The organism is Colwellia sp. MB02u-9, from assembly GCF_014077085.1.
GTDB lineage: Bacteria > Pseudomonadota > Gammaproteobacteria > Enterobacterales > Alteromonadaceae > Cognaticolwellia.
In genome coordinates this window covers 70059-88433 of record NZ_JACGVF010000068.1, presented here as the reverse complement: position 1 = coordinate 88433, position 18375 = coordinate 70059, and the positions used below count along the sequence as shown (strand labels likewise).

Sequence of the window (18375 nt, the reverse complement as noted above, 5' to 3'; positions counted from 1 at the left end):
CTTCTAACTTCTAACTTCTAACTTCTAACTTCTAACTTCTAACTTCTAACTTAAAGCTTAGTAGCCAGTTTCATTGCACTAATAAATTGTGTTAATTCTTTAAGCATATTCTCGTTATCATCAAGATTTTTTTCAATGACTTTAACAACGGCAGAGCCACTAATAGCCCCTCTTGCACCGGTTGCTAAGGCGGCTTTTACTTGTTCAGGTTTTGATATACCAAAGCCCATAACGGCTGGTGCCGCTTGGTATTTCTCCAAGATATGAATAAGTTTATGACCGGTCATTTCTGCTTCGGTTTCTGTGCCTGTAACACCCACTCGACTCAAAACATAAGTATAACCAGCGCCATATTGTGCAACTTTTTCTAAGGTGGCTTCGCTAGCATTAGGTGGCGCGATAAAAATAGGGGCAACACCATTGGCTATGGCCGCTTGTCTAAAAGGCTCACTTTCACGTATTGGTAAATCGGCGATAAGTACTGAATCAACACCTGCAGTAGCTACATCACGATAAAAATTGTTGATGCCGCGGGCAAAGACTAAGTTGCCATAAAGTAACAAGCCAATCGGTATATCAGGTGCATAGGCACGAACTTTGGCTAAAATATCTAAACAAACATCAGTATTAGTATTGGCTTTTAATGACCGTAGTGCTGCCATTTGAATGACAATACCGTCAGCACTGGGATCCGAAAACGGCATACCCAGTTCTAAAGCATCAGCGCCGGCGTCAATCAGTGTTTTAATCACAGCAAAGGATTGCTCAGCATTAGGGTCGCCGATGATCACAAAAGGGATAAACGCCCCTTCATTTTTGGTGGCTAATTTTGCAAAGGTTTGGTCATAACGACTGCCAATTTCAGTTGCTTGCTTCATTATGCTTCTCCTCTGTGCTTTACCGTACTTTTTTCGGCAGTCTCAGGCGATATAATCGCGTTTACATGGGCTAAATCTTTATCACCTCGACCTGATAAGTTAACCAAAATAATGGTTTCTTCGGTCGCTTGCTCTGCTACTTTTAAGGCGTAGGCTAAGGCATGAGAAGGCTCTAATGCGGGAATGATACCTTCACTACGTGCGAGTAATTGAAATGCTTCTAACGCTTCATCGTCGTTTATGGCAACATATTGCGCACGACCAGAATCTTTCAATTGTGCATGTTGTGGACCAACAGCAGGGTAGTCAAGGCCAGCTGATACAGAGTAAGACTCTTCAATTTGGCCAACTTTGTCTTGCATAATATAGGTATAGTTACCATGCAACATACCTTTAGTGCCAGCCACTAAGGTTGCACCATGGAGCGAAGTATCAGTACCCTTGCCGCCAGCTTCAACGCCAATAAGTTTGACATCTTCATCACCGATGAAGTCATTAAACATACCAATAGCATTTGAGCCACCGCCTACACAGGCAATAACGTAATCGGGTAAACGACCTTCTTCAGCGAGTAGTTGCTGTTTGGCCTCTTCACCAATCATTTTTTGAAATTCACGCACAATAGTCGGGAACGGATGAGGACCCGCAGCAGTACCTAATAAGTAGTGTGCATTTTCATAATTAGCTGACCAGTCGCGCAAGGCTTCATTCACCGCATCTTTAAGCGTGCCGCTGCCCGCTGTTACGGGTATAACTTCAGCCCCCATTAATTGCATGCGAAATACATTAGGTTGTTGACGCTGACAATCTACAGCACCCATATAAACTCTACATTTCAAGCCTAATAATGAGCAAGCTATGGCGGTAGCAACACCATGTTGGCCAGCGCCTGTTTCAGCAATTATTTCAGTTTTACCCATGCGTTTTGCTAATAGTGCCTGCCCTAAAACTTGATTGGTTTTATGGGCACCACCGTGCAGTAAATCTTCACGTTTTAAGTACATTTTAACTAATGGGTTTTTAACAATATTGCGGCACAAGGTTAGAGGTGTAGGGCGGCCAGCATAACTTGTGAGTAGTTTATTGAACTCTTGTAAAAAAGCCTCATCAGTTTGTGATTCAATAAAAGCTTGTTCAAGCTCTTCTAAAGCGGGTACCAGTAATTCACCGACAAACATACCACCAAACTCACCAAAGTAGGCGGGTAAGGTTTTTTTAACCTGATTTTCAGTTGTTGCTTTTAACATGTTAATAATTCCGTATTTTGGCGAAAACTTGTTGCAGTTTATCGCGACATTTAATGCCTGGGCTTGATTCAACACCTGAGTTGATATCTAAGCCAAATAATTCTTGATTGGTCATTTGCTGACAAGCTTGGGTGATATTATCGAGTGCTAATCCACCGGCTAAAAAGCAAGTTGATAAGTCTTGCTCACTATCAGTTAACGCTTGCCAATTAAAAGTTTGTCCGCTACCGGCACTTTTACCGTCAAGCACAATATGGTCAACATTTTTTGCTAGTGTTGGCACCGTTTGATCAACAGCTAATGCTTTAAATATTTGACAGTTAGTGGCCAGTTTTTCCCGCAAGTTATCAATGTATTCTTGGCTTTCTTGGCCATGTAACTGCACGGCACTCAGTTGTAAGTCATGGGCTAATTCAAGCACCTTTTCCTGAGGATGATTAACAAAAACGCCAACATACTTCATGCTTGGGTTTTGGTTAATAATGGCTTTTGCTTGAGCTTTATCGATACATCGAGGTGATTTTTCGGCAAAAATAAGGCCACCAAATTCTGCACCCGCATCAATAGCAAAACTCGCATGCTCTGGGCGGGTTAAGCCACAAACTTTATTGTGACCAAATATCAGTTGTCGACAAGCTAGGTCAATATCGTCTTGAGCCATGACAGAGCTACCGACTAAAAAGCCATCAACGGCAGGGGCAAGTTCTCTTACCTGTGCGTTGTGATAAATGCCCGACTCAGAAATAACGATACGATCATCCGGTAGTGTGGGTGCTAAGTCAAAGGTACGTGAAATATCGGTAGAAAGATCACGTAAATTACGATTATTAATACCAATAAGTTTTGCGTTTAAGGTAATAGCGCGCTGACATTCTTCTTCATCAGACACTTCTGTTAAAATAGCCAAATTTAATGACCGAGCAACCGCTGCTAGTTCATTATATTCTTCATCATTTAGTACACTTAACATCAATAATATGGCGTCAGCACCATAGTGTCTTGCCAAATAAACTTGGTAGGTGTCAAAGAAAAAATCTTTATTCAGTACTGGGCAGCTAACCAAGTCACTTACTGTTTTGAGATAACTAAAGTCGCCTTGAAAATATTTATGTTCGGTCAGTACTGAAATCGCTGTGGCATATTTATCATAAATAACGCCAATTTCCCCAGCATTAAAATCTTCTCTAATTATTCCTTTTGACGGAGAAGCTTTTTTACATTCTAAAATAAAGCCTGCGTACGGTTTCTCTGCTGTGCGTGTTAATGCCTGATACATGTCTTTTTTTGATGGCGTTAAGTCATCAATAAAGCTGGCTAAAGGCAGGTCTTGTTTTAGTTGTGCTATCTCAATACGTCGATTAGCGACGATTTGCTCAAGAATGTTACTCATTATGCTGCTGCTCCGGAATTTGATAGTCGAACTAAATCTGCTAAGGTTTTTGTTGCGGCGCCAGAGGCCAACACTTGCTCAGCATGTTGCGCCGCTAATAATAAGGTATCTGCTTGACCATTTAATTGCTCACGATGTAAATAAAGTAGCGCCGCGCAGTTAATTACCACTGCACTATTGTGAGCTTCTTGGCCTTTACCGGCCAATATGGCTTGAATAATATCGGCATTTTCTTGTGGTGTTCCACCTTTAATATCAGTCAAGCTATAATTTTTCAGACCAAAGTCTGTGGGTGAGATTTCTTTTTCAACTAACTCACCATGATTGATCTCAGTAACCTGTGTTTTTCCGTGTAAGGCTATTTCATCTAAGCCGCTACCGTGCACTACCCATGCGCGCTTAACACCTGTGAGTAATAAGGCTTGAGCTATCGGGTTAATTAACTCAGGGATATAAACGCCGAGTAACATAACATCCGGTTTTGCAGGGTTGACTAATGGGCCTAAAATATTAAACAGTGTTCTAATCGCCATGGCTTTACGAACAGGAGCAGCATGTTTAAAGCCACTATGGTAAGCCGGAGCATATAAAAAGCATATGTTGGCTTGTGCCAAACATTGACTAGCCACTTCAGGTGACATGGTTAAGTTAACACCTAAGGCTTCTAGTAAATCAGCAGAGCCCGACATACTCGAAACACTTCGATTACCATGTTTGGCCATTTTCAAACCACAAGCCGCTGCTAAAATAGCTGCTGTGGTGGAGATGTTAATGGTATTTGCACCGTCACCACCAGTACCCACACAATCAGCAACGCTGTTGGTTTGGCTTGGAAAAACGGTAGCATTTGCGCGAATAGCGATAGCAGCACCAGCAATTTCAGCCGGTGTTTCACCTTTTATTTTTAAGGCAGTCAGTATCGCGGCTAATCGTTCAGGGGCAACATGGCCGTTGATCACCTGTTCAAATACATTTTGGCTTTGCTGTTGCGTTAATGAATGACCGTCAACTAAGGTATTAAGTGCACTATGAGTCATGTCATCGTTACTTACTGCCTGAGCATTTTGTAAAGCTGTGCTACTAAGTTCAGTGGTTGTCATGAGTATTCCCCTGTGCTTTATAAAGGTTTTTATTCGCTAAAGCTGATAAATGACGTAGGCTTTGTGCTAATAAGTTGGTGCCAAATGTGGTGAGTATCGATTCAGGATGAAACTGAAAGCCAATGGCGGCATCCGTGCTATGTTCAATGGCCATAGGTAAAACAATTTCTTCATTGTTGTGCAGTAAACTCACCTGTGCGGTCATGGTTAATTGTTTAGGCATAACACTCGCAACCAGCGAATGATAACGCGCTACAGGCAAAGGGCTAGCAATATTGTTGAAAGCGCCTAATTGGTTGTGGATGATGTTTGATGATTTACCATGCACTACTTCAGGTGCGCGCGCTATAACGCCGCCATAATGTTGAATTAATGCCTGATGTCCCAAGCAAATACCCAGTATAGGGAATGTTCCCGCGCAAAGTGTTAGTAACGCCATTAAACAACCGGCATGTGTTGGATCGCCTGGCCCAGGTGACAGTACAAGAATAACACCTGCGCTGTTGCTTTGCTGTTTCTCTTGCAGCTTTTTAAAAATAAAGTCAGCACTTAAGGTATTGCGATAAATGGTGTGCTGATAGCCCAAACAACGAAATTCATCCACTAGGTTATAGGTGAACGAGTCAAGATTATCTAACATGACTATCTCTGGCAGAGCGTCTGTTACAACATCAGATGATTTCATGATTTAACCTCCGGCTGTAATGTTTCGCTATTTACTATCGTTGCAGGCCTTTTTTGATGAGAAATTATCAATACTTTACCTTCTGCCTCTTTAATCGCGCTAATCACCGCTTGCGCTTTTTGTCGGGTTTCGTTGGTTTCTGATTGCGGATCAGAATCAAAAACTACGCCGGCACCGGCTTGAATTTGTGCGCGCTTATTTTTTACAAATGCTGAGCGAATAACAATGCAGGTATCCATATCACCTTCACCCGTTAAATAACCCACGGCTCCGCCATAACTACCACGGCGCTTGCCTTCAACTTCACGTATCAATGAGGTTGCTTTTACTTTGGGTGCGCCTGATAAGGTGCCCATATTCATACAAGCTTGATAAGCATGCAGCGCGTCTAATTCATCTTCTAACGTACCGCAGACACGAGAAACCAAATGCATGACATGGGAATACCGATCAACCTTTAATAATTCAGCTACGTGACGAGTGCCAGGTTGGCTAACGCGTGCAATGTCATTACGGGCTAAATCAACCAACATAATGTGCTCGGCTAATTCTTTTTTGTCTAATCGTAAGTCTAATTCGATACGGCTATCCAAGTCGGGTGATAAGCTGCCATCAGGATTAAACCCTCGTGGACGGGTACCGGCAATAGGGTAAATTTCTACTTGTCTGTTACTTTGTTGATATTTAAGCGCTGACTCTGGAGAAGCACCAAAAATACAAAATTCACTATCTTGCAAATAAAACATGTAAGGACTTGGATTACTCTGTTTTAAGGCTTTATAAGCATTAAGGTTATTTGAGCAAGTCAGGCTAAAGGTGCGAGAGGGAACTACCTGAAAAATATCACCGGCTAAAATGTTCTCTTTTAAGTCATCCACTATCTGGCAAAAAGCGTCATCGTCGATGTCACATCTTAGTGTATTATCCTGACTTGCACTGACTGTTGAATTAATGTCTGGAGCTTTAAGCTCAAATGTCGCTGTTATATCAGTACATAAAGTGGCTTTTATTTGTTTGATTCTAGCTAATGCGGCCGTTTTGGCCGTTTCATAACCTGTGCCGGTAAATTGGTTAGTAATCACTTCACTGGAGCGTTTTTCATGATCAATAATAATCAGCGTTTCTGCTAGGTAATAAACAAAGTCAGGACAGGAGTTTTCGCTATCCTCAACTTCGGGCAACGACTCACTTATAGCCATCATATCGAATGCAAAGGCGCCACCAAGAAATACGGCGAACGGGTGTTTGTTAATGTTTTTCAGTTGATTAAACAAGCGCAAACTTTGAAATGGGTTAACAGCAAGTAGGCGTGAACGTTCATCAAGTTGTTCAGTTACTTGTGCAAAACTTACGGTGAAAGCCTGGTTGTCACCGGTAATTGACGCGACTGATGCTAAGGCTTGTTTAGCAAAGCTAAGCGCATTTTCGCCGTTTTTACTTAAGGCAGTAAAGCTGACTATATGACCATTACAAACAATTTTAACCGCGGTATCGGTGAGCAGTAAACTTTTCAATTGATGCTTTTTATCAATTTCCGCTGACTCTAGTAACAGGGTGTTTTCTTTGTCAGCGCAAAGCGTGTGAAAGACCGCAAGCGGGTCACTTTGATAACTTAAGGTATCAGTAATAGTAACTACAGCACCAGACTCTTGATTGTTGTGTGCCGCTTTTAACGGTATTTCTTTAGTATTTGTTTCAGTGTTTTGTTCGGTTGTTTTTTCGGTGTTACTTTCTTGGGTATTGCTCATGGGTATTCCTACAAATAATCTATTTAAAAAAGGTCATCCAGCGTAAATAGGCAGAAGCCACCATAAGAACCAACGTTTACCTTTAATGCGCAACATAGTTATTCTCTTGTTATGTTAATTAATTCAAAATTTAAAAACAAAAAACCCGCAATAGGGTGCGGGTTTTCGAAGTTTTTACGTACAAGTAAACATCACAACCCAGTTATCTAGAGTTATGCCACCACCAAATCAAAGAAATAGTTTTTTTTACTTGTATCATTATCTGTTTTATCTCAGTAAAATCGTTGTTATTCACTTGCCTAATTAGCGACTTGCACTTGTTTTAAGCAGTTTTAAGTCCCTATAGAAGAACCGATTCACGTAATGATGTCAACTACTGATTCTACAAATGAGAAAGATTTTTCAAACTTGCGCGTTGATCTGCACAGCCATACTAATTGCTCTGATGGCGCATTAACGCCAAAAGAGCTAATAGAACGGGCAGTTAACTTTCAAATTGACGTATTAGCCATCACAGATCACGATACAGTTAAAGGTCTTGATAGTGCAAAACAAACTATTATAGACAAAAATATTCCATTAACTTTGATTGATGGCATTGAAATATCGACGCAATGGCAGGGTTTTGAAATTCATATTGTTGGTTTAAATATTAATACTGATCATGAGGCATTGCAGACGTTAATTTCAGCACAACAGCAACGTCGAGAAGCGCGCGCTATTTCGATGGGCGAAAAATTAACCAAGTGCGGTTTTAACGACGTTTATAGTCAAGCTAAAGCATTAGCGGGTGAAGGCTCTATTACCCGAGCACATTTTGCTAAAGTACTTTTGCACCGCGGTATTGTGAGTAAAATGCAATCAGCCTTTGATAAATATATTGGTAAAGGTCAGCGGGCTTATGTTAATCCAAATTGGTGTAGTATCGAAGAAGCCGTCACCGTTATTCATGCTGCGGGTGGTGTTGCTGTGATGGCGCATCCGATCCGGTACGACTTAACCGCTAAATGGTTACGGCGTTTAATTGTTGATTTTAAAGCGGCACAAGGTGATGGCTTAGAAGTGGTTTTACCGCAGATGAACAACGAACAGCGTAAAATAATGTTAAGCTATTGTGCAGAATATGATTTACATGCTTCGATGGGATCTGACTTTCATCAACCAAGTCGCTGGAGTGACTTAGGGCGAAATTTAGTGATGCCTGAGCAGGCCAAACCTATTTGGCAACTTTGGCAAACACAAGCAATGAGTTAATTGTCTATTTTAGTCGTTGGTAGTTAATCACTTTAAAGTACGTGAGAAATTTTATTCACAGGTCAGTGTAATTAAGCGGTATAGCTAATTTTAATTAATCACTTAATTTAACGCCACCTTTCATGATAAACCTGTTATTTAGTTGGAGCTCATTATGAGTCAGTTTTTTTATGTTCACCCTGATAACCCGCAAGGTCGTTTAATGAAACAAGCGGCTGCCATTATTCGCCAAGGTGGCGTCATTGTGTATCCAACCGACTCTGGTTACGCTTTAGGCTGTCATATCGGTGATAAAAAAGCCTTAGATCGAATCTGTAATATTAGAGATATTAATAAAGATCATAATTTCACCTTAATGTGCAGCGACTTATCAGAATTGTCAGAATATACTCGTGTTGAAAACAGTGTTTTTCGATTGCTGAAAAATAATACCCCAGGGCCTTATACCTTTATTTTTAAAGGCTCCAAGGAAGTCCCTAAACGGTTATTAAATCCAAAGCGTAAAACTATTGGTATTCGCGTACCTGACAATAATATTGCCCAAGCATTATTAGCTGAATTAGGTGAGCCAATCATGTCGACTACCTTGATCATGCCCGGTGATGCAACCGCAGAATTTGATCCTGAGCATATCCGCGATATTTTAGAACACCAAGTTGACTTGATTATGAACGGTGGGCATTTAGGCGAAAAGCCAACCACTGTGATTGATTTTTCTAATGATGAAGTTGAAATCATTCGTTTTGGTGAAGGCGATCCAACACCGTTTCAATAAAACGGCTTAGCATAATTAACGATTAGCCATGATCTTTTGCACATGAGCCTTTACTCGCTGATCTATGAAACAAAAATTTTTAATGTTGAAAGCTACTGATGTCCGATAGTACAGATAAATTATCTAATACGATTACCCAAGGTAATAGTCCAGCGTCTGGTGTTATGTTGCAGCAAGTATTACCCTTTGCCTTGTTACGCGGTGAGGCCATCATTGAAAAACCACAAGATTTATTTATTCCCCCTGACGCTTTAGAAGTTATTCTAGAGTTGTTTGAAGGGCCACTCGATCTTTTACTGTATTTAATTCGCAAACAAAAATTTGATATTCTAGATCTACCTATTTTCCCTATTACCACGCAATATATGGCTTATGTCGATTTAATGAAAGATATTAAGTTGGAACTAGCCGCTGAATATTTGCTTATGGCAGCGATTTTAGCCGAAATTAAATCACGCTTATTATTACCCAAACAAGCCGTGACAGAAGATGAGGGTGATCCAAGAGCCGAATTGGTTAGAAAATTACAAGCATATGAAGTGATCAAAAAAGCGGCTGAAAACCTTGATGAATTACCGCGAGTTGACCGAGACAACTTTGTTGCCAATGTCGAATTAGCCGAAAATTTTGTCCCTGAAATACTGAATAGCCAAGTGGATTTAGCTGAGTTAGTAACGGCCCTGCAAGGTGTCATAAAACGCACCCAAGCTTATGAACATCATCATATTCATAAAGAGTCATTATCGACTAGAGAGCGTATGGCAGATATTTTGGCAACGCTTTCACAGACTAAAAATGAGCAAGCTTATCAAAATTTTAGCGACTTATTTACCGTGAAAGAGGGTAAACAAGGCGTTGTGGTAACATTTTTAGCCATTCTTGAACTCATCAAAGAGTCGTTGATTGAGTGTGTTCAAACGCAAGTTTATGGTGAAATACACGTTTGTCTTCCTCGGCATGCTCAGCTCTAGCAAAACCTGCAGCAGCACTTATAGCAAAATTTATAACCGAATTTATAATAGAACTTATAAAAGAATTAAGGGCGAGATTAGCCGCAATGATAACCGATAAAATACGCCACAAAGACATCGACGATGCTAAGCTACAACGCTTGGTTGAAGCCGCATTATTTATTGCCGATAAGCCGTTGTCGGTGCAATTACTTAAACGTGATTTTTTAATTGAATATCGTATTAGTAATCTTCGTATTCGTGATATAATCATTGCCATTCAGGCCCAATATAAAGGCCGTGGTGTTGAACTTAATAAAGTAGCCTCAGGCTATCGTTTTCAAACACCCACAGAGCTTAGTGATGATTTAGCGCATTTATATAAAGAAAGAGCACCGAAATACTCACGTGCTATTTTAGAAACATTAGCGTTAATTGCTTATAAACAACCGATAACTCGTGGTGAAATAGAAGACATTCGCGGTGTTGGTGTTAGTAGTCAAATCATTAAGACATTAACGGAAAGAAATTGGATTAAAACTATAGGTCATAAGGAAGTGCCAGGTCGACCTGTATTGTATGCAAGTACGCAAGAATTTCTTGATTACTTTTCGCTAACATCACTCGACCAATTGCCAGAGCTAATGCCGATGGCAGATTTTACGAGTTAAGGTGTTTAACACTTAGCTATAATCACCATTAGAATAACTAAACACCGGGGTTATTTACCCTAAACTTAAAGAGACAGAGACGTAATAGTAGCCGGCTTTATACCCTGTTATCTGTGAAGTTACTGACGTAAGAGAGTTAAGACCTATGTCTGAAAAATTACAAAAAGTATTAGCACGAGCAGGTGCTGGTTCACGTCGTGAAATGGAAACCTACATTAGCGCTGGTCGTGTGAGTGTTGAAGGTAAAACCGCTTATTTAGGCGATCGTGTTGAAGGTAATGAACTTATTCGAGTTGATGGCCATCAAATTAAGCTTAAGGCACTAGAAGAAGACTTTTGCCGGGTACTGATGTACAACAAGCCAGAAGGTGAAATGTGTACCCGCAAAGATCCCGAAGGTCGCCCAACAGTATTTGACCGTTTACCTAAGTTAGATGGTAGTCGTTGGGTTGCGGTAGGTCGTTTGGATATTAACACCTCAGGCATGTTACTTTTTACCACTGATGGTGAGCTTGCTAATCGTTTAATGCATCCTTCAAAACAGGTTGAACGTGAATATGCTGTCCGTATATTTGGTGACGTTAATGAAGCCATGTTACAAACCTTGCGCCATGGCGTTAAACTAGAAGATGGCACGGCGAAGTTTCAAAAAATTACTTACCGAGGTGGTGAAGGTCGTAACCATTGGTTCCATGTTGTGCTATCTGAAGGACGTAACCGTGAAGTTCGTCGTTTGTGGGAAAGCCAAGATGTACAAGTAAGCCGCTTGATCCGTGTTCGCTACGGTGACATGGAAATGAAGCGTCAGTTACCTTTAGGTGGTTGGACAGAATTAAACTTAAAAGATGTTAACTACTACAGAACACTGGTTGATTTAGTCCCTGAAACACAAAGTAAAGTTAAGGTTGACGAAAAAGCCATGGATAACGCGAAAAGTCGCAGAATTCGTCGCTCAGTGAAAAAACATCAACACCGCAGTAAACAAGCCACTAGACGTAAACGTTAAAAATCGTACTATGTTAGTGCTGAAAGTTAGTGCTGAAAAAAATGACAAGTTCAATTAACTCTCGAACTTGTCATTTTTATTTGTGCTGAGCCATTAAATATCATCTTAGCAATCGTTAGAAAACAATGAGAAAATAGGCTATGGTACGCTTAAGACCAAGTTGATTAATTATCTGCTTATTTTTAATGGTTAAAATGACAAGCTACCGCGTTATAAAATTTATATGGTGAATAACTACTGACTAAATTTTAGGCCTCGTATTTATCCATTTTTCCTGATGAGCAAGCTGATGATTTAATGAGTCAAACTTAATGAGTCAAATTGGTATAATGCAACTTCCCATTACCCGCTGTTAACGTTTCAATGTAACAACAAGCGATTTTCTTAGTATTTGGTTTATATAGGATATTACGTGCAAGCAACTCTTGAAAGAATTTATGTCGAAGACTCTGAGCAATTACATCTAGTTTGTCAACGCTATTCCCAAGCAAGTGTACTGGCTATCGATACTGAGTTTGTGCGTACACGAACGCTCTATCCAAAATTAGGGCTGATTCAAATAAACGACGGTAAAACCTTAGCCTTAATTGACCCAGTCGCTTTACCAGACTTATCACCTTTTTGGCAATTACTTGAAAATCCGAATGTGCAAAAAGTGCTGCATGCCTGCTCTGAAGATCTTGAAGTTTTTCTTACCGCAGGTAATTGTCAGCCTTTAAACTTAATTGACAGCCAAATTATCATGTCATTTTTAGGTCATGGCATATCCATGGGCTATGCCGCTATGATCGCGCATTACACGGGTATAGAATTAGACAAGTCTGAATCTAGAGCCGATTGGATGAAAAGGCCGCTAACACAAAAGCAACTGAGTTACGCGGCGGCTGATGTTGAATACTTGTTTGATATTCTGCCTAGATTAATGGCAGATATTGAACAGTCGGGTTGGCTGGCGGCAGTAAAAGAAGAAAGTGATGTCATGGTTGAACGTAAATTCAAAGCCATTGATGAAAGCCAGTTGTATCTCAATGTTAAAATGGCTTGGCGTTTAAATCCACCGCAACTTTATCGACTGCAGCAATTAACCATTTGGCGCTATCAACAAGCTAAACTAAAAGATCGCCCCATTGGCTTTATTGCTAAAGATCATACCTTATTAGCCTTAGCGCAAATTAACCCCAGTAATGTCGGTGCTATGTTGAGCATTGAAGGTGTTGAATTACTTGATATTCGCCATAAAGGTAATGCTATGCTGACGGTATTAAAACGTGTAGCTGAAGCACAAGATATTAAATTACCTAAGCAAATAACTCGTCTTGACGAATATCCTGGATATAAACAGAACTTTAAAAAAGTTAAAAATTATATTAACGAATTAAGTACACAAACCAACTTATTGACAGAGAACTTAGCGTCTAAAAAACAAATAAATCAATTTCTTTCTTGGCATTTTAAGCTCAATGATGCAGAGAAAAATCCCAACATGGTGGATATTATGCGCGGTTGGCGTAAGCCCTTGTTAGGTGATAAATTGCTCGCATTTGTTGAGAATGACTTTCAATAACTTAAGTATCAGTTAGGTATAAATTGCGCTTAACTGCTGCTTGAATTACGCTGAGTAAAACATCATATAACAAGTAAAGACGCTGTCGTCTTGTGATGATAACTTTACTCAAAGTTTGCTAAGATAAAGTCAAGTTAGCAAGCTTTCATAACCCATTTTTAATCATAGGTCTCCATTATGCTGTGTAGTGTTTATAAAAGTTCCAAAAAAGTACAAACCTATCTCTTTATTAATAAACGAGATGATTTTTCTGATGTGCCTGAAGCCTTAATGAAAATGTTTGGTAAGCCCGTGATGGTTACTGTGCTTAACCTTGCAACAAAAGTGAAGCTGGGATTTTCTGACCTTGATAAAGTAAAAGTAAGTTTAGCCAAACAAGGTTATTACTTGCAACTAACGCCTCAGGAAGAAGATATGTTAAAAGCGCACAAAGTTAATATGCAAGGTAGTGATGATAGTCAAGGAGATGAATCATAATGTGCTCTATCAACGCGATAAAATCAGTAAAAGTATTATTACTTTCACTTTGTTTAGCCTTATGTTCACAAACTAGTTTTGCTGCTGACAAAGCAGCGACAAGCTCAGAAACTAAAGTCAGCTTTGAGCAATATATTGTTAAGCTCAAGCAAGAGGCGCTAGCTAAGGGCTTTGAGCAAGCATTAATCGATGAAGCTTTTACTAATGTTGTGTTTCATCAACGTGCGGTAAAAGCCGATCGCAATCAGCCTGAAACGGTTGAAACACTTGATACTTATTTGCCAAAACGCTTACCCGATTGGAAAATAAAGCGTGCTAGAGCAAAATATAAAGAACACGAAGAGCTGCTAAAAAAAGTAGCTGCAGAATACGGTGTGCAACCGCGTTTTATCGTCGCACTTTGGGGGCTAGAAACTAACTTTGGCAAAATAATGGGTAACTATAATGTTATTTCTGCGTTATCAACTTTAGCGTATGAAGGACGCCGCGAAGTCTTCTTTAAAAAGCAGCTTTGGGCCGCGTTACAAATATTAAAAGAGGGCCATATTGATAGCGCCAATATGAAAGGCTCTTGGGCCGGTGCTATGGGGCAAAATCAGTTTATACCCACTTCTTTTGTCGGCTATGCCGTTGATGGTGATGGCGATGGCAAAAAAGATATTTGGGCTAACCAAGCTGATGTCTTTGCTTCAATGGCAAATTATTTGAAAAAACAAGGCTGGAGTGATCAACTTACTTGGGGCCGCCAAGTTAAACTACCCAGTGGTTTTGATAACTCGTTAGCTATTCCTAAAAATACTGGCGGTCGCAAAAACTGGCTAAAAGCTTGGGCTAAAAGTGAAAAAACCTTGGCACAGTGGCAAGCTTTAGGCATTCGACGCAGCGACGGTACTAACTTACCTGTCGTTGATATTAAAGCCGCCTTAGTTTTTCCTGATGACGAAAAAGGCCGTGCTTATTTGGCTTATAACAACTATAAAAGCTTGATGCATTGGAATTTATCTTACTACTTTGTTAGTTCAGTTGGACATTTATCAGATCAGATTAAATATCCACCTATTCAATAAAAAGTATTAAATAGTACGTATTAAAAACAATAGAAAGTAATAAACAGCGATAATTAGCCCTATGAGTAAAAAAAGTAACCGTTCGACAATAAAATCAAAAAAAGTACCGGTCGAACGTTTTTGGGAAACCAAATCATTAGATGAAATGAGCAGACCCGAATGGGAATCATTATGTGATGGTTGTGCTAAGTGCTGTTTACATAAATTTATTGACGATGAAAGCACCACAGACGAAATGGATCTGATGCCGACAACGCATATTACTGAAAGCGAGCAAATGAGTTACTCGAGCATTGCTTGTCATTTACTTAATGATAAAAGTTGTCAATGTTCTAAGTACGAGCAACGTACTGAGCTTGTGCCAGATTGTGTGCAGTTAACTCAAGATAACTTAGATGATGTATTTTTTATGCCAACAAGTTGTACTTACCGTCGTTTAAAAGAGGGCAGAGGCATGCCGTCATGGCACCCGCTGTTACATAATGGTAAAAAATCAGCTATGCATCAAGCGGGCATGTCAGTTCGTGGCAAAATTGTTAAAGATAACGACGTTCAATTAGAAGATTTTGAAGACTACATTGTTCTATGGCCGCTACACGATATAGATTAAATCGGATCATACCTGGCTATTTATATTTTGCTGATTAGGTTAATAGCCAGCTAAACAGTTGACGGACTAAAGTTAGACCTACAAAAGATCACAAAAAAATTCAACGCGTCATGATCACACTCAGGCATGATGTAGGTTGCACTTTAGTTCATCAGGTTAAATGAAATTTGACCTTTTTTTGGTTTAAACGTCGAAGAAAAAATAATACTTGCTGCAGATAGCTGTGATCCCATGACGTTAACCACTTAACGGTTGACGGACTAAAGTCCGATCTACAAAAGATCACCAAAAAATTCAACGCGCATGATCACACTCAGGCATGATGTAGGTTGGACTTTAGTCCATCAGGTTAAATGAAATTTGACCTTTTTTTGGTTTAAATACCGAAGAAAAAAATACTACTTGCTGTAGATATTTTTTGCTCATCAAGTTTATTGCCAGCTTAACGGTTGACGGACTAAAGTCCGGCCGACAAAAAAATCAATGAACACTAGGTTACCCGCTGTTGTAGAAGCTAAATAAAGATAGAAAAATTTGGCAGTAAGTCTTATTTAATAAAAAAGTATCAAAAACATTCCAAATAAAGTTGGAACCTGACTTTGTGGTGCGCAAGAGCGGAAGAAAAATTTTGAAATTTTTTATATAGGTAAAAGTCGACTGTACACCCTTGATTTGACTTAAGCAGGTCGAAAGTTAACCTGATTATCATTGGCATAGCAGCCATTCCCAAAATTGATTTTTAGACTAATATCATGATCAAAAAATAAAATACAATTGTAGAACGAGAATAATCTCTATGACTGCTGCAACCTCATGCTGCCGGTGGCGACTCGTATCTGAATATTCACTTTTGGCACTTTTCTGACTGTAAAAAATCCTGACACTTGAACATGTTTATTTCCGCTTTAGCGCACTAAGGGAGCATTGGGACTAACATTTATTAGTGCCAGAACTAAACCGCTTGGGGATGTTGGTTAATCGTCACTTATACCACAAACCCGACCTAAATATTCGCTAGGATTCATTCAGGTTTACCTTCACTTATGATACGAGAGCTGATGCTTCATTAATTGGTTTTTATGACTTTTCTGTGTGCGAAGCAGACAAAAACCTTCTCTAATATGAAGGTCAGCTTTCCGATCATACAGCTGACATTAATTTAATTCTTCTCTGGGGTTAAAGTTGTCATCGTCAGTTTAATTTAGTAGTATTGTGGGATCATCTGTTATGGAAAGTAGTTTTATTACAGAGATGCAAAGGATTATAATATATACCAATGGGACGGTAGCCTTGTTTTTGAATAATTACGATATTTAAACATATTGTGGTTGGAGATATGGCTTGCCCTTAGGAATATACTAGCTTAACCGCTGGGCAAGTCTGAATTAATGGAATTCACATGATTAAGACTAGCGTATACAGTTTAGCAATAGGAATGCACGTTTCAAAATTAGATCGTGTTTGGATGTCCACTTCTTTTTTTCGTCGTTCATTTTTGATCAAGAATGAAAATCAACTTAATCGACTCAAAGCAGAGTGTGAATTTGTTTTTATCGACCCCGATAAAAGTAAAAATACTTTACTTTCTCCCATAGATAAAACTACAACAACTGAAGCGATAGAATCCGCAAGCATAGAAGTCAGCAAAACAAAAAATCTATTAATCAAATTCTTTGCGCAACTCCAGCAAGGGGTAAACCTAGATACAAAGTCATTAATACCTTCAATAAGTTCCCTAACCCATAACGTTTTTAATAATACAGAAACATACCTGTATTTAGCCAAGCTTAAAGAAAAAGATAACTCTTTGTCTGAAAAATCAATCAAGGTATTTATTTTTTACCTAGCGTTCGCTAAACATATAGGCATAAAAAAAGATAAGTTATTTGAAATTGGGACTGCGGCTATATTGCACGACATAGGAATGCTCTCTGTTCCCGAAGAATTTTTAATATCTGCTTTTATCAATAAAGATGAACGTAAATATATCCAAAATCACACTAATGTAGGGGTAGAGATACTCTCTAAAGAAAACGTATTTTCTAAGCTCACTCTCAGAACAATAAAACACCATCATGAAAATATAGATGGCTCCGGATATCCAGATGGTCTCAAAGGGCGCGATATAAGCTTATATGCACGCATGCTTAATATCATATGTATGTATGAAGCGATTACGCGAGACCGTGTTTATAAAAAAGGTATTTTTCCGATCGAAGCGGTGAGAACTTTAGTATGTAATGTAAATTCAAAAATTGATACTCGATTAACATTCAAGTTTATTGAAATGCTAGGTGTATACCCTCTAGGCTCGATCGTATCTATTAAGGAGAGTGGTGAACTAGTACAGATTATTTCTTTTGACAATAATAAAGTTTTTAGAGCGATCCCCAGCGAAGCTATAAATAAAAAACAACCAATTGATAAGCCGTTAACAATCCATTCATGTGATGTCCACCAGATTATTAATGTGAACTCATGCTTTGTAGAAGAGCTAATTAGTAAGCAAGACAAAGTACAGTATTAGATAGCCTTCTGCTGGAGATTTCTCGGCACCAATTTCTTAAGACCTAAACAAATACTTACTATTGTCGAAGTTGTGATCATATGATGTCAATCCGAAAGCAACTAGAGCCATTCATATTTTTTAACAACCCAACGAACGAGGAAAGTTATGAAGTATATTAACGAACAAATAGTTGAATCGGTTGTCAGTGGTTTTTGTATACCCGCAAAACCAGAATTATTAACGCTATTACAGGCCGATGGACAAGCTAATTCAGCTAATGTGAAAGCAGAAGCATTAATTATTGAAAAAGACGTAGGTCTAGCCTCTTCGATTCTAAAAACCGTGAACTCTCCTTTGTTTGGGTTAAACGCAAAGTTTAGAAATATTCAACAAGGGGTCTGTTTTTTAGATGCATAAAAATTTAATTTACGAGCAACACGGAAT

Annotated in this window: 17 protein-coding genes; 11 read left to right on the top strand and 6 right to left on the bottom strand. The window is 39.2% G+C overall.

The genetic code is table 11. The annotated features are described in order from the left end of the window. Positions 1-50: 50 nt before the first annotated feature. From trpA to H4J65_RS02615, 6 genes are read right to left on the bottom strand one after another with little or no spacing between them, the layout of a single operon-like run. A complete protein-coding gene (trpA, locus tag H4J65_RS02640; protein ID WP_182195120.1) occupies positions 51-878 on the bottom strand; it encodes a tryptophan synthase subunit alpha in 828 nt (275 codons plus the stop codon). Then, complete coding sequence (trpB, locus tag H4J65_RS02635; protein ID WP_182190818.1) at positions 878-2125, bottom strand: tryptophan synthase subunit beta; 1248 nt, start codon at positions 2123-2125, stop codon at positions 878-880. Before trpB ends, trpA begins: the two co-directional genes overlap by 1 nt. 1 nt (position 2126) lies before the next feature. Continuing rightward, positions 2127-3515, bottom strand: coding sequence for a bifunctional indole-3-glycerol-phosphate synthase TrpC/phosphoribosylanthranilate isomerase TrpF (trpCF, locus tag H4J65_RS02630; RefSeq protein WP_182195117.1), 1389 nt, complete (start codon positions 3513-3515; stop codon positions 2127-2129). After that, positions 3515-4552, bottom strand: coding sequence for an anthranilate phosphoribosyltransferase (gene trpD, locus H4J65_RS02625; protein WP_182195144.1), 1038 nt, complete (start codon positions 4550-4552; stop codon positions 3515-3517). The genes trpCF and trpD overlap by 1 nt, the downstream gene beginning before the upstream one ends. A 49-nt stretch (positions 4553-4601) precedes the next feature. Next, the gene (locus H4J65_RS02620) at positions 4602-5300 is read right to left on the bottom strand and encodes an aminodeoxychorismate/anthranilate synthase component II (RefSeq protein WP_182195112.1); all 699 of its coding nucleotides are present in this window, start codon (positions 5298-5300) and stop codon (positions 4602-4604) included. After that, complete coding sequence (locus H4J65_RS02615) at positions 5297-7048, bottom strand: anthranilate synthase component 1 (RefSeq protein ID WP_182195109.1); 1752 nt, start codon at positions 7046-7048, stop codon at positions 5297-5299. Before H4J65_RS02615 ends, H4J65_RS02620 begins: the two co-directional genes overlap by 4 nt. Positions 7049-7411: 363 nt before the next feature. On the opposite strand from H4J65_RS02615, the gene H4J65_RS02610 reads away from it, so the two are divergent. The 11 genes from H4J65_RS02610 (at position 7412) to H4J65_RS02560 (ending at position 18348) form a co-directional block, all read left to right on the top strand. Next, the gene (locus H4J65_RS02610; protein WP_220465075.1) at positions 7412-8302 is read left to right on the top strand and encodes an RNase RNM; all 891 of its coding nucleotides are present in this window, start codon (positions 7412-7414) and stop codon (positions 8300-8302) included. Between the two features lie 154 nt (positions 8303-8456). Next, positions 8457-9077, top strand: coding sequence for an L-threonylcarbamoyladenylate synthase (locus H4J65_RS02605; RefSeq protein WP_182136364.1), 621 nt, complete (start codon positions 8457-8459; stop codon positions 9075-9077). A 98-nt stretch (positions 9078-9175) separates the two neighbouring features. Beyond that, complete coding sequence (locus H4J65_RS02600) at positions 9176-10048, top strand: ScpA family protein (RefSeq protein ID WP_182195106.1); 873 nt, start codon at positions 9176-9178, stop codon at positions 10046-10048. A gap of 86 nt (positions 10049-10134) precedes the next feature. Further along, the gene (gene scpB, locus H4J65_RS02595) at positions 10135-10698 is read left to right on the top strand and encodes an SMC-Scp complex subunit ScpB (protein WP_182195102.1); all 564 of its coding nucleotides are present in this window, start codon (positions 10135-10137) and stop codon (positions 10696-10698) included. A 145-nt stretch (positions 10699-10843) separates the two neighbouring features. After that, positions 10844-11704, top strand: a complete 861-nt coding sequence (gene rluB / locus H4J65_RS02590; protein ID WP_182195099.1) for a 23S rRNA pseudouridine(2605) synthase RluB — start codon at positions 10844-10846, stop codon at positions 11702-11704. A gap of 412 nt (positions 11705-12116) precedes the next feature. Then, on the top strand, positions 12117-13268 hold the full coding sequence (rnd, locus tag H4J65_RS02585; RefSeq protein WP_310649907.1) for a ribonuclease D: 1152 nt from the start codon (positions 12117-12119) through the stop codon (positions 13266-13268). Between the two features lie 177 nt (positions 13269-13445). Then, entirely contained in the window at positions 13446-13745 is a 300-nt protein-coding gene (locus tag H4J65_RS02580) for a YcgL domain-containing protein (protein WP_182195094.1), read from the top strand. Beyond that, positions 13745-14812, top strand: a complete 1068-nt coding sequence (locus tag H4J65_RS02575) for a lytic transglycosylase domain-containing protein (RefSeq protein ID WP_182195091.1) — start codon at positions 13745-13747, stop codon at positions 14810-14812. Before H4J65_RS02580 ends, H4J65_RS02575 begins: the two co-directional genes overlap by 1 nt. A gap of 61 nt (positions 14813-14873) precedes the next feature. Further along, positions 14874-15422, top strand: coding sequence for a YcgN family cysteine cluster protein (locus tag H4J65_RS02570; RefSeq protein WP_182136370.1), 549 nt, complete (start codon positions 14874-14876; stop codon positions 15420-15422). Between the two features lie 1399 nt (positions 15423-16821). Next, on the top strand, positions 16822-17949 hold the full coding sequence (locus tag H4J65_RS02565) for an HD-GYP domain-containing protein (RefSeq protein WP_182195088.1): 1128 nt from the start codon (positions 16822-16824) through the stop codon (positions 17947-17949). A 147-nt stretch (positions 17950-18096) separates the two neighbouring features. Then, positions 18097-18348 carry an HDOD domain-containing protein gene (locus H4J65_RS02560; RefSeq protein WP_182195085.1) on the top strand — a complete coding sequence of 84 codons (252 nt, stop codon included), beginning with the start codon at positions 18097-18099 and terminating at the stop codon, positions 18346-18348. Positions 18349-18375 lie beyond the last annotated feature (27 nt).

Bases quoted from the DNA above. Each gene is read 5' to 3' on its own strand.
- H4J65_RS02605 (WP_182136364.1), top strand. From the start codon at position 8,457: ATGAGTCAGTTTTTTTATGTTCACCCTGATAACCCGCAAGGTCGTTTA.
- trpCF (WP_182195117.1), bottom strand. From the start codon at position 3,515: ATGAGTAACATTCTTGAGCAAATCGTCGCTAATCGACGTATTGAGATA.
- H4J65_RS02565 (WP_182195088.1), top strand. From the start codon at position 16,822: ATGATTAAGACTAGCGTATACAGTTTAGCAATAGGAATGCACGTTTCA.
- H4J65_RS02575 (WP_182195091.1), top strand. From the start codon at position 13,745: ATGTGCTCTATCAACGCGATAAAATCAGTAAAAGTATTATTACTTTCA.
- H4J65_RS02610 (WP_220465075.1), top strand. From the start codon at position 7,412: ATGATGTCAACTACTGATTCTACAAATGAGAAAGATTTTTCAAACTTG.
- H4J65_RS02600 (WP_182195106.1), top strand. From the start codon at position 9,176: ATGTCCGATAGTACAGATAAATTATCTAATACGATTACCCAAGGTAAT.
- scpB (WP_182195102.1), top strand. From the start codon at position 10,135: ATGATAACCGATAAAATACGCCACAAAGACATCGACGATGCTAAGCTA.
- rluB (WP_182195099.1), top strand. From the start codon at position 10,844: ATGTCTGAAAAATTACAAAAAGTATTAGCACGAGCAGGTGCTGGTTCA.
- trpA (WP_182195120.1), bottom strand. From the start codon at position 878: ATGAAGCAAGCAACTGAAATTGGCAGTCGTTATGACCAAACCTTTGCA.
- H4J65_RS02620 (WP_182195112.1), bottom strand. From the start codon at position 5,300: ATGAAATCATCTGATGTTGTAACAGACGCTCTGCCAGAGATAGTCATG.
- H4J65_RS02560 (WP_182195085.1), top strand. From the start codon at position 18,097: ATGAAGTATATTAACGAACAAATAGTTGAATCGGTTGTCAGTGGTTTT.
- trpB (WP_182190818.1), bottom strand. From the start codon at position 2,125: ATGTTAAAAGCAACAACTGAAAATCAGGTTAAAAAAACCTTACCCGCC.
- H4J65_RS02615 (WP_182195109.1), bottom strand. From the start codon at position 7,048: ATGAGCAATACCCAAGAAAGTAACACCGAAAAAACAACCGAACAAAAC.
- trpD (WP_182195144.1), bottom strand. From the start codon at position 4,552: ATGACTCATAGTGCACTTAATACCTTAGTTGACGGTCATTCATTAACG.
- H4J65_RS02580 (WP_182195094.1), top strand. From the start codon at position 13,446: ATGCTGTGTAGTGTTTATAAAAGTTCCAAAAAAGTACAAACCTATCTC.
- H4J65_RS02570 (WP_182136370.1), top strand. From the start codon at position 14,874: ATGAGTAAAAAAAGTAACCGTTCGACAATAAAATCAAAAAAAGTACCG.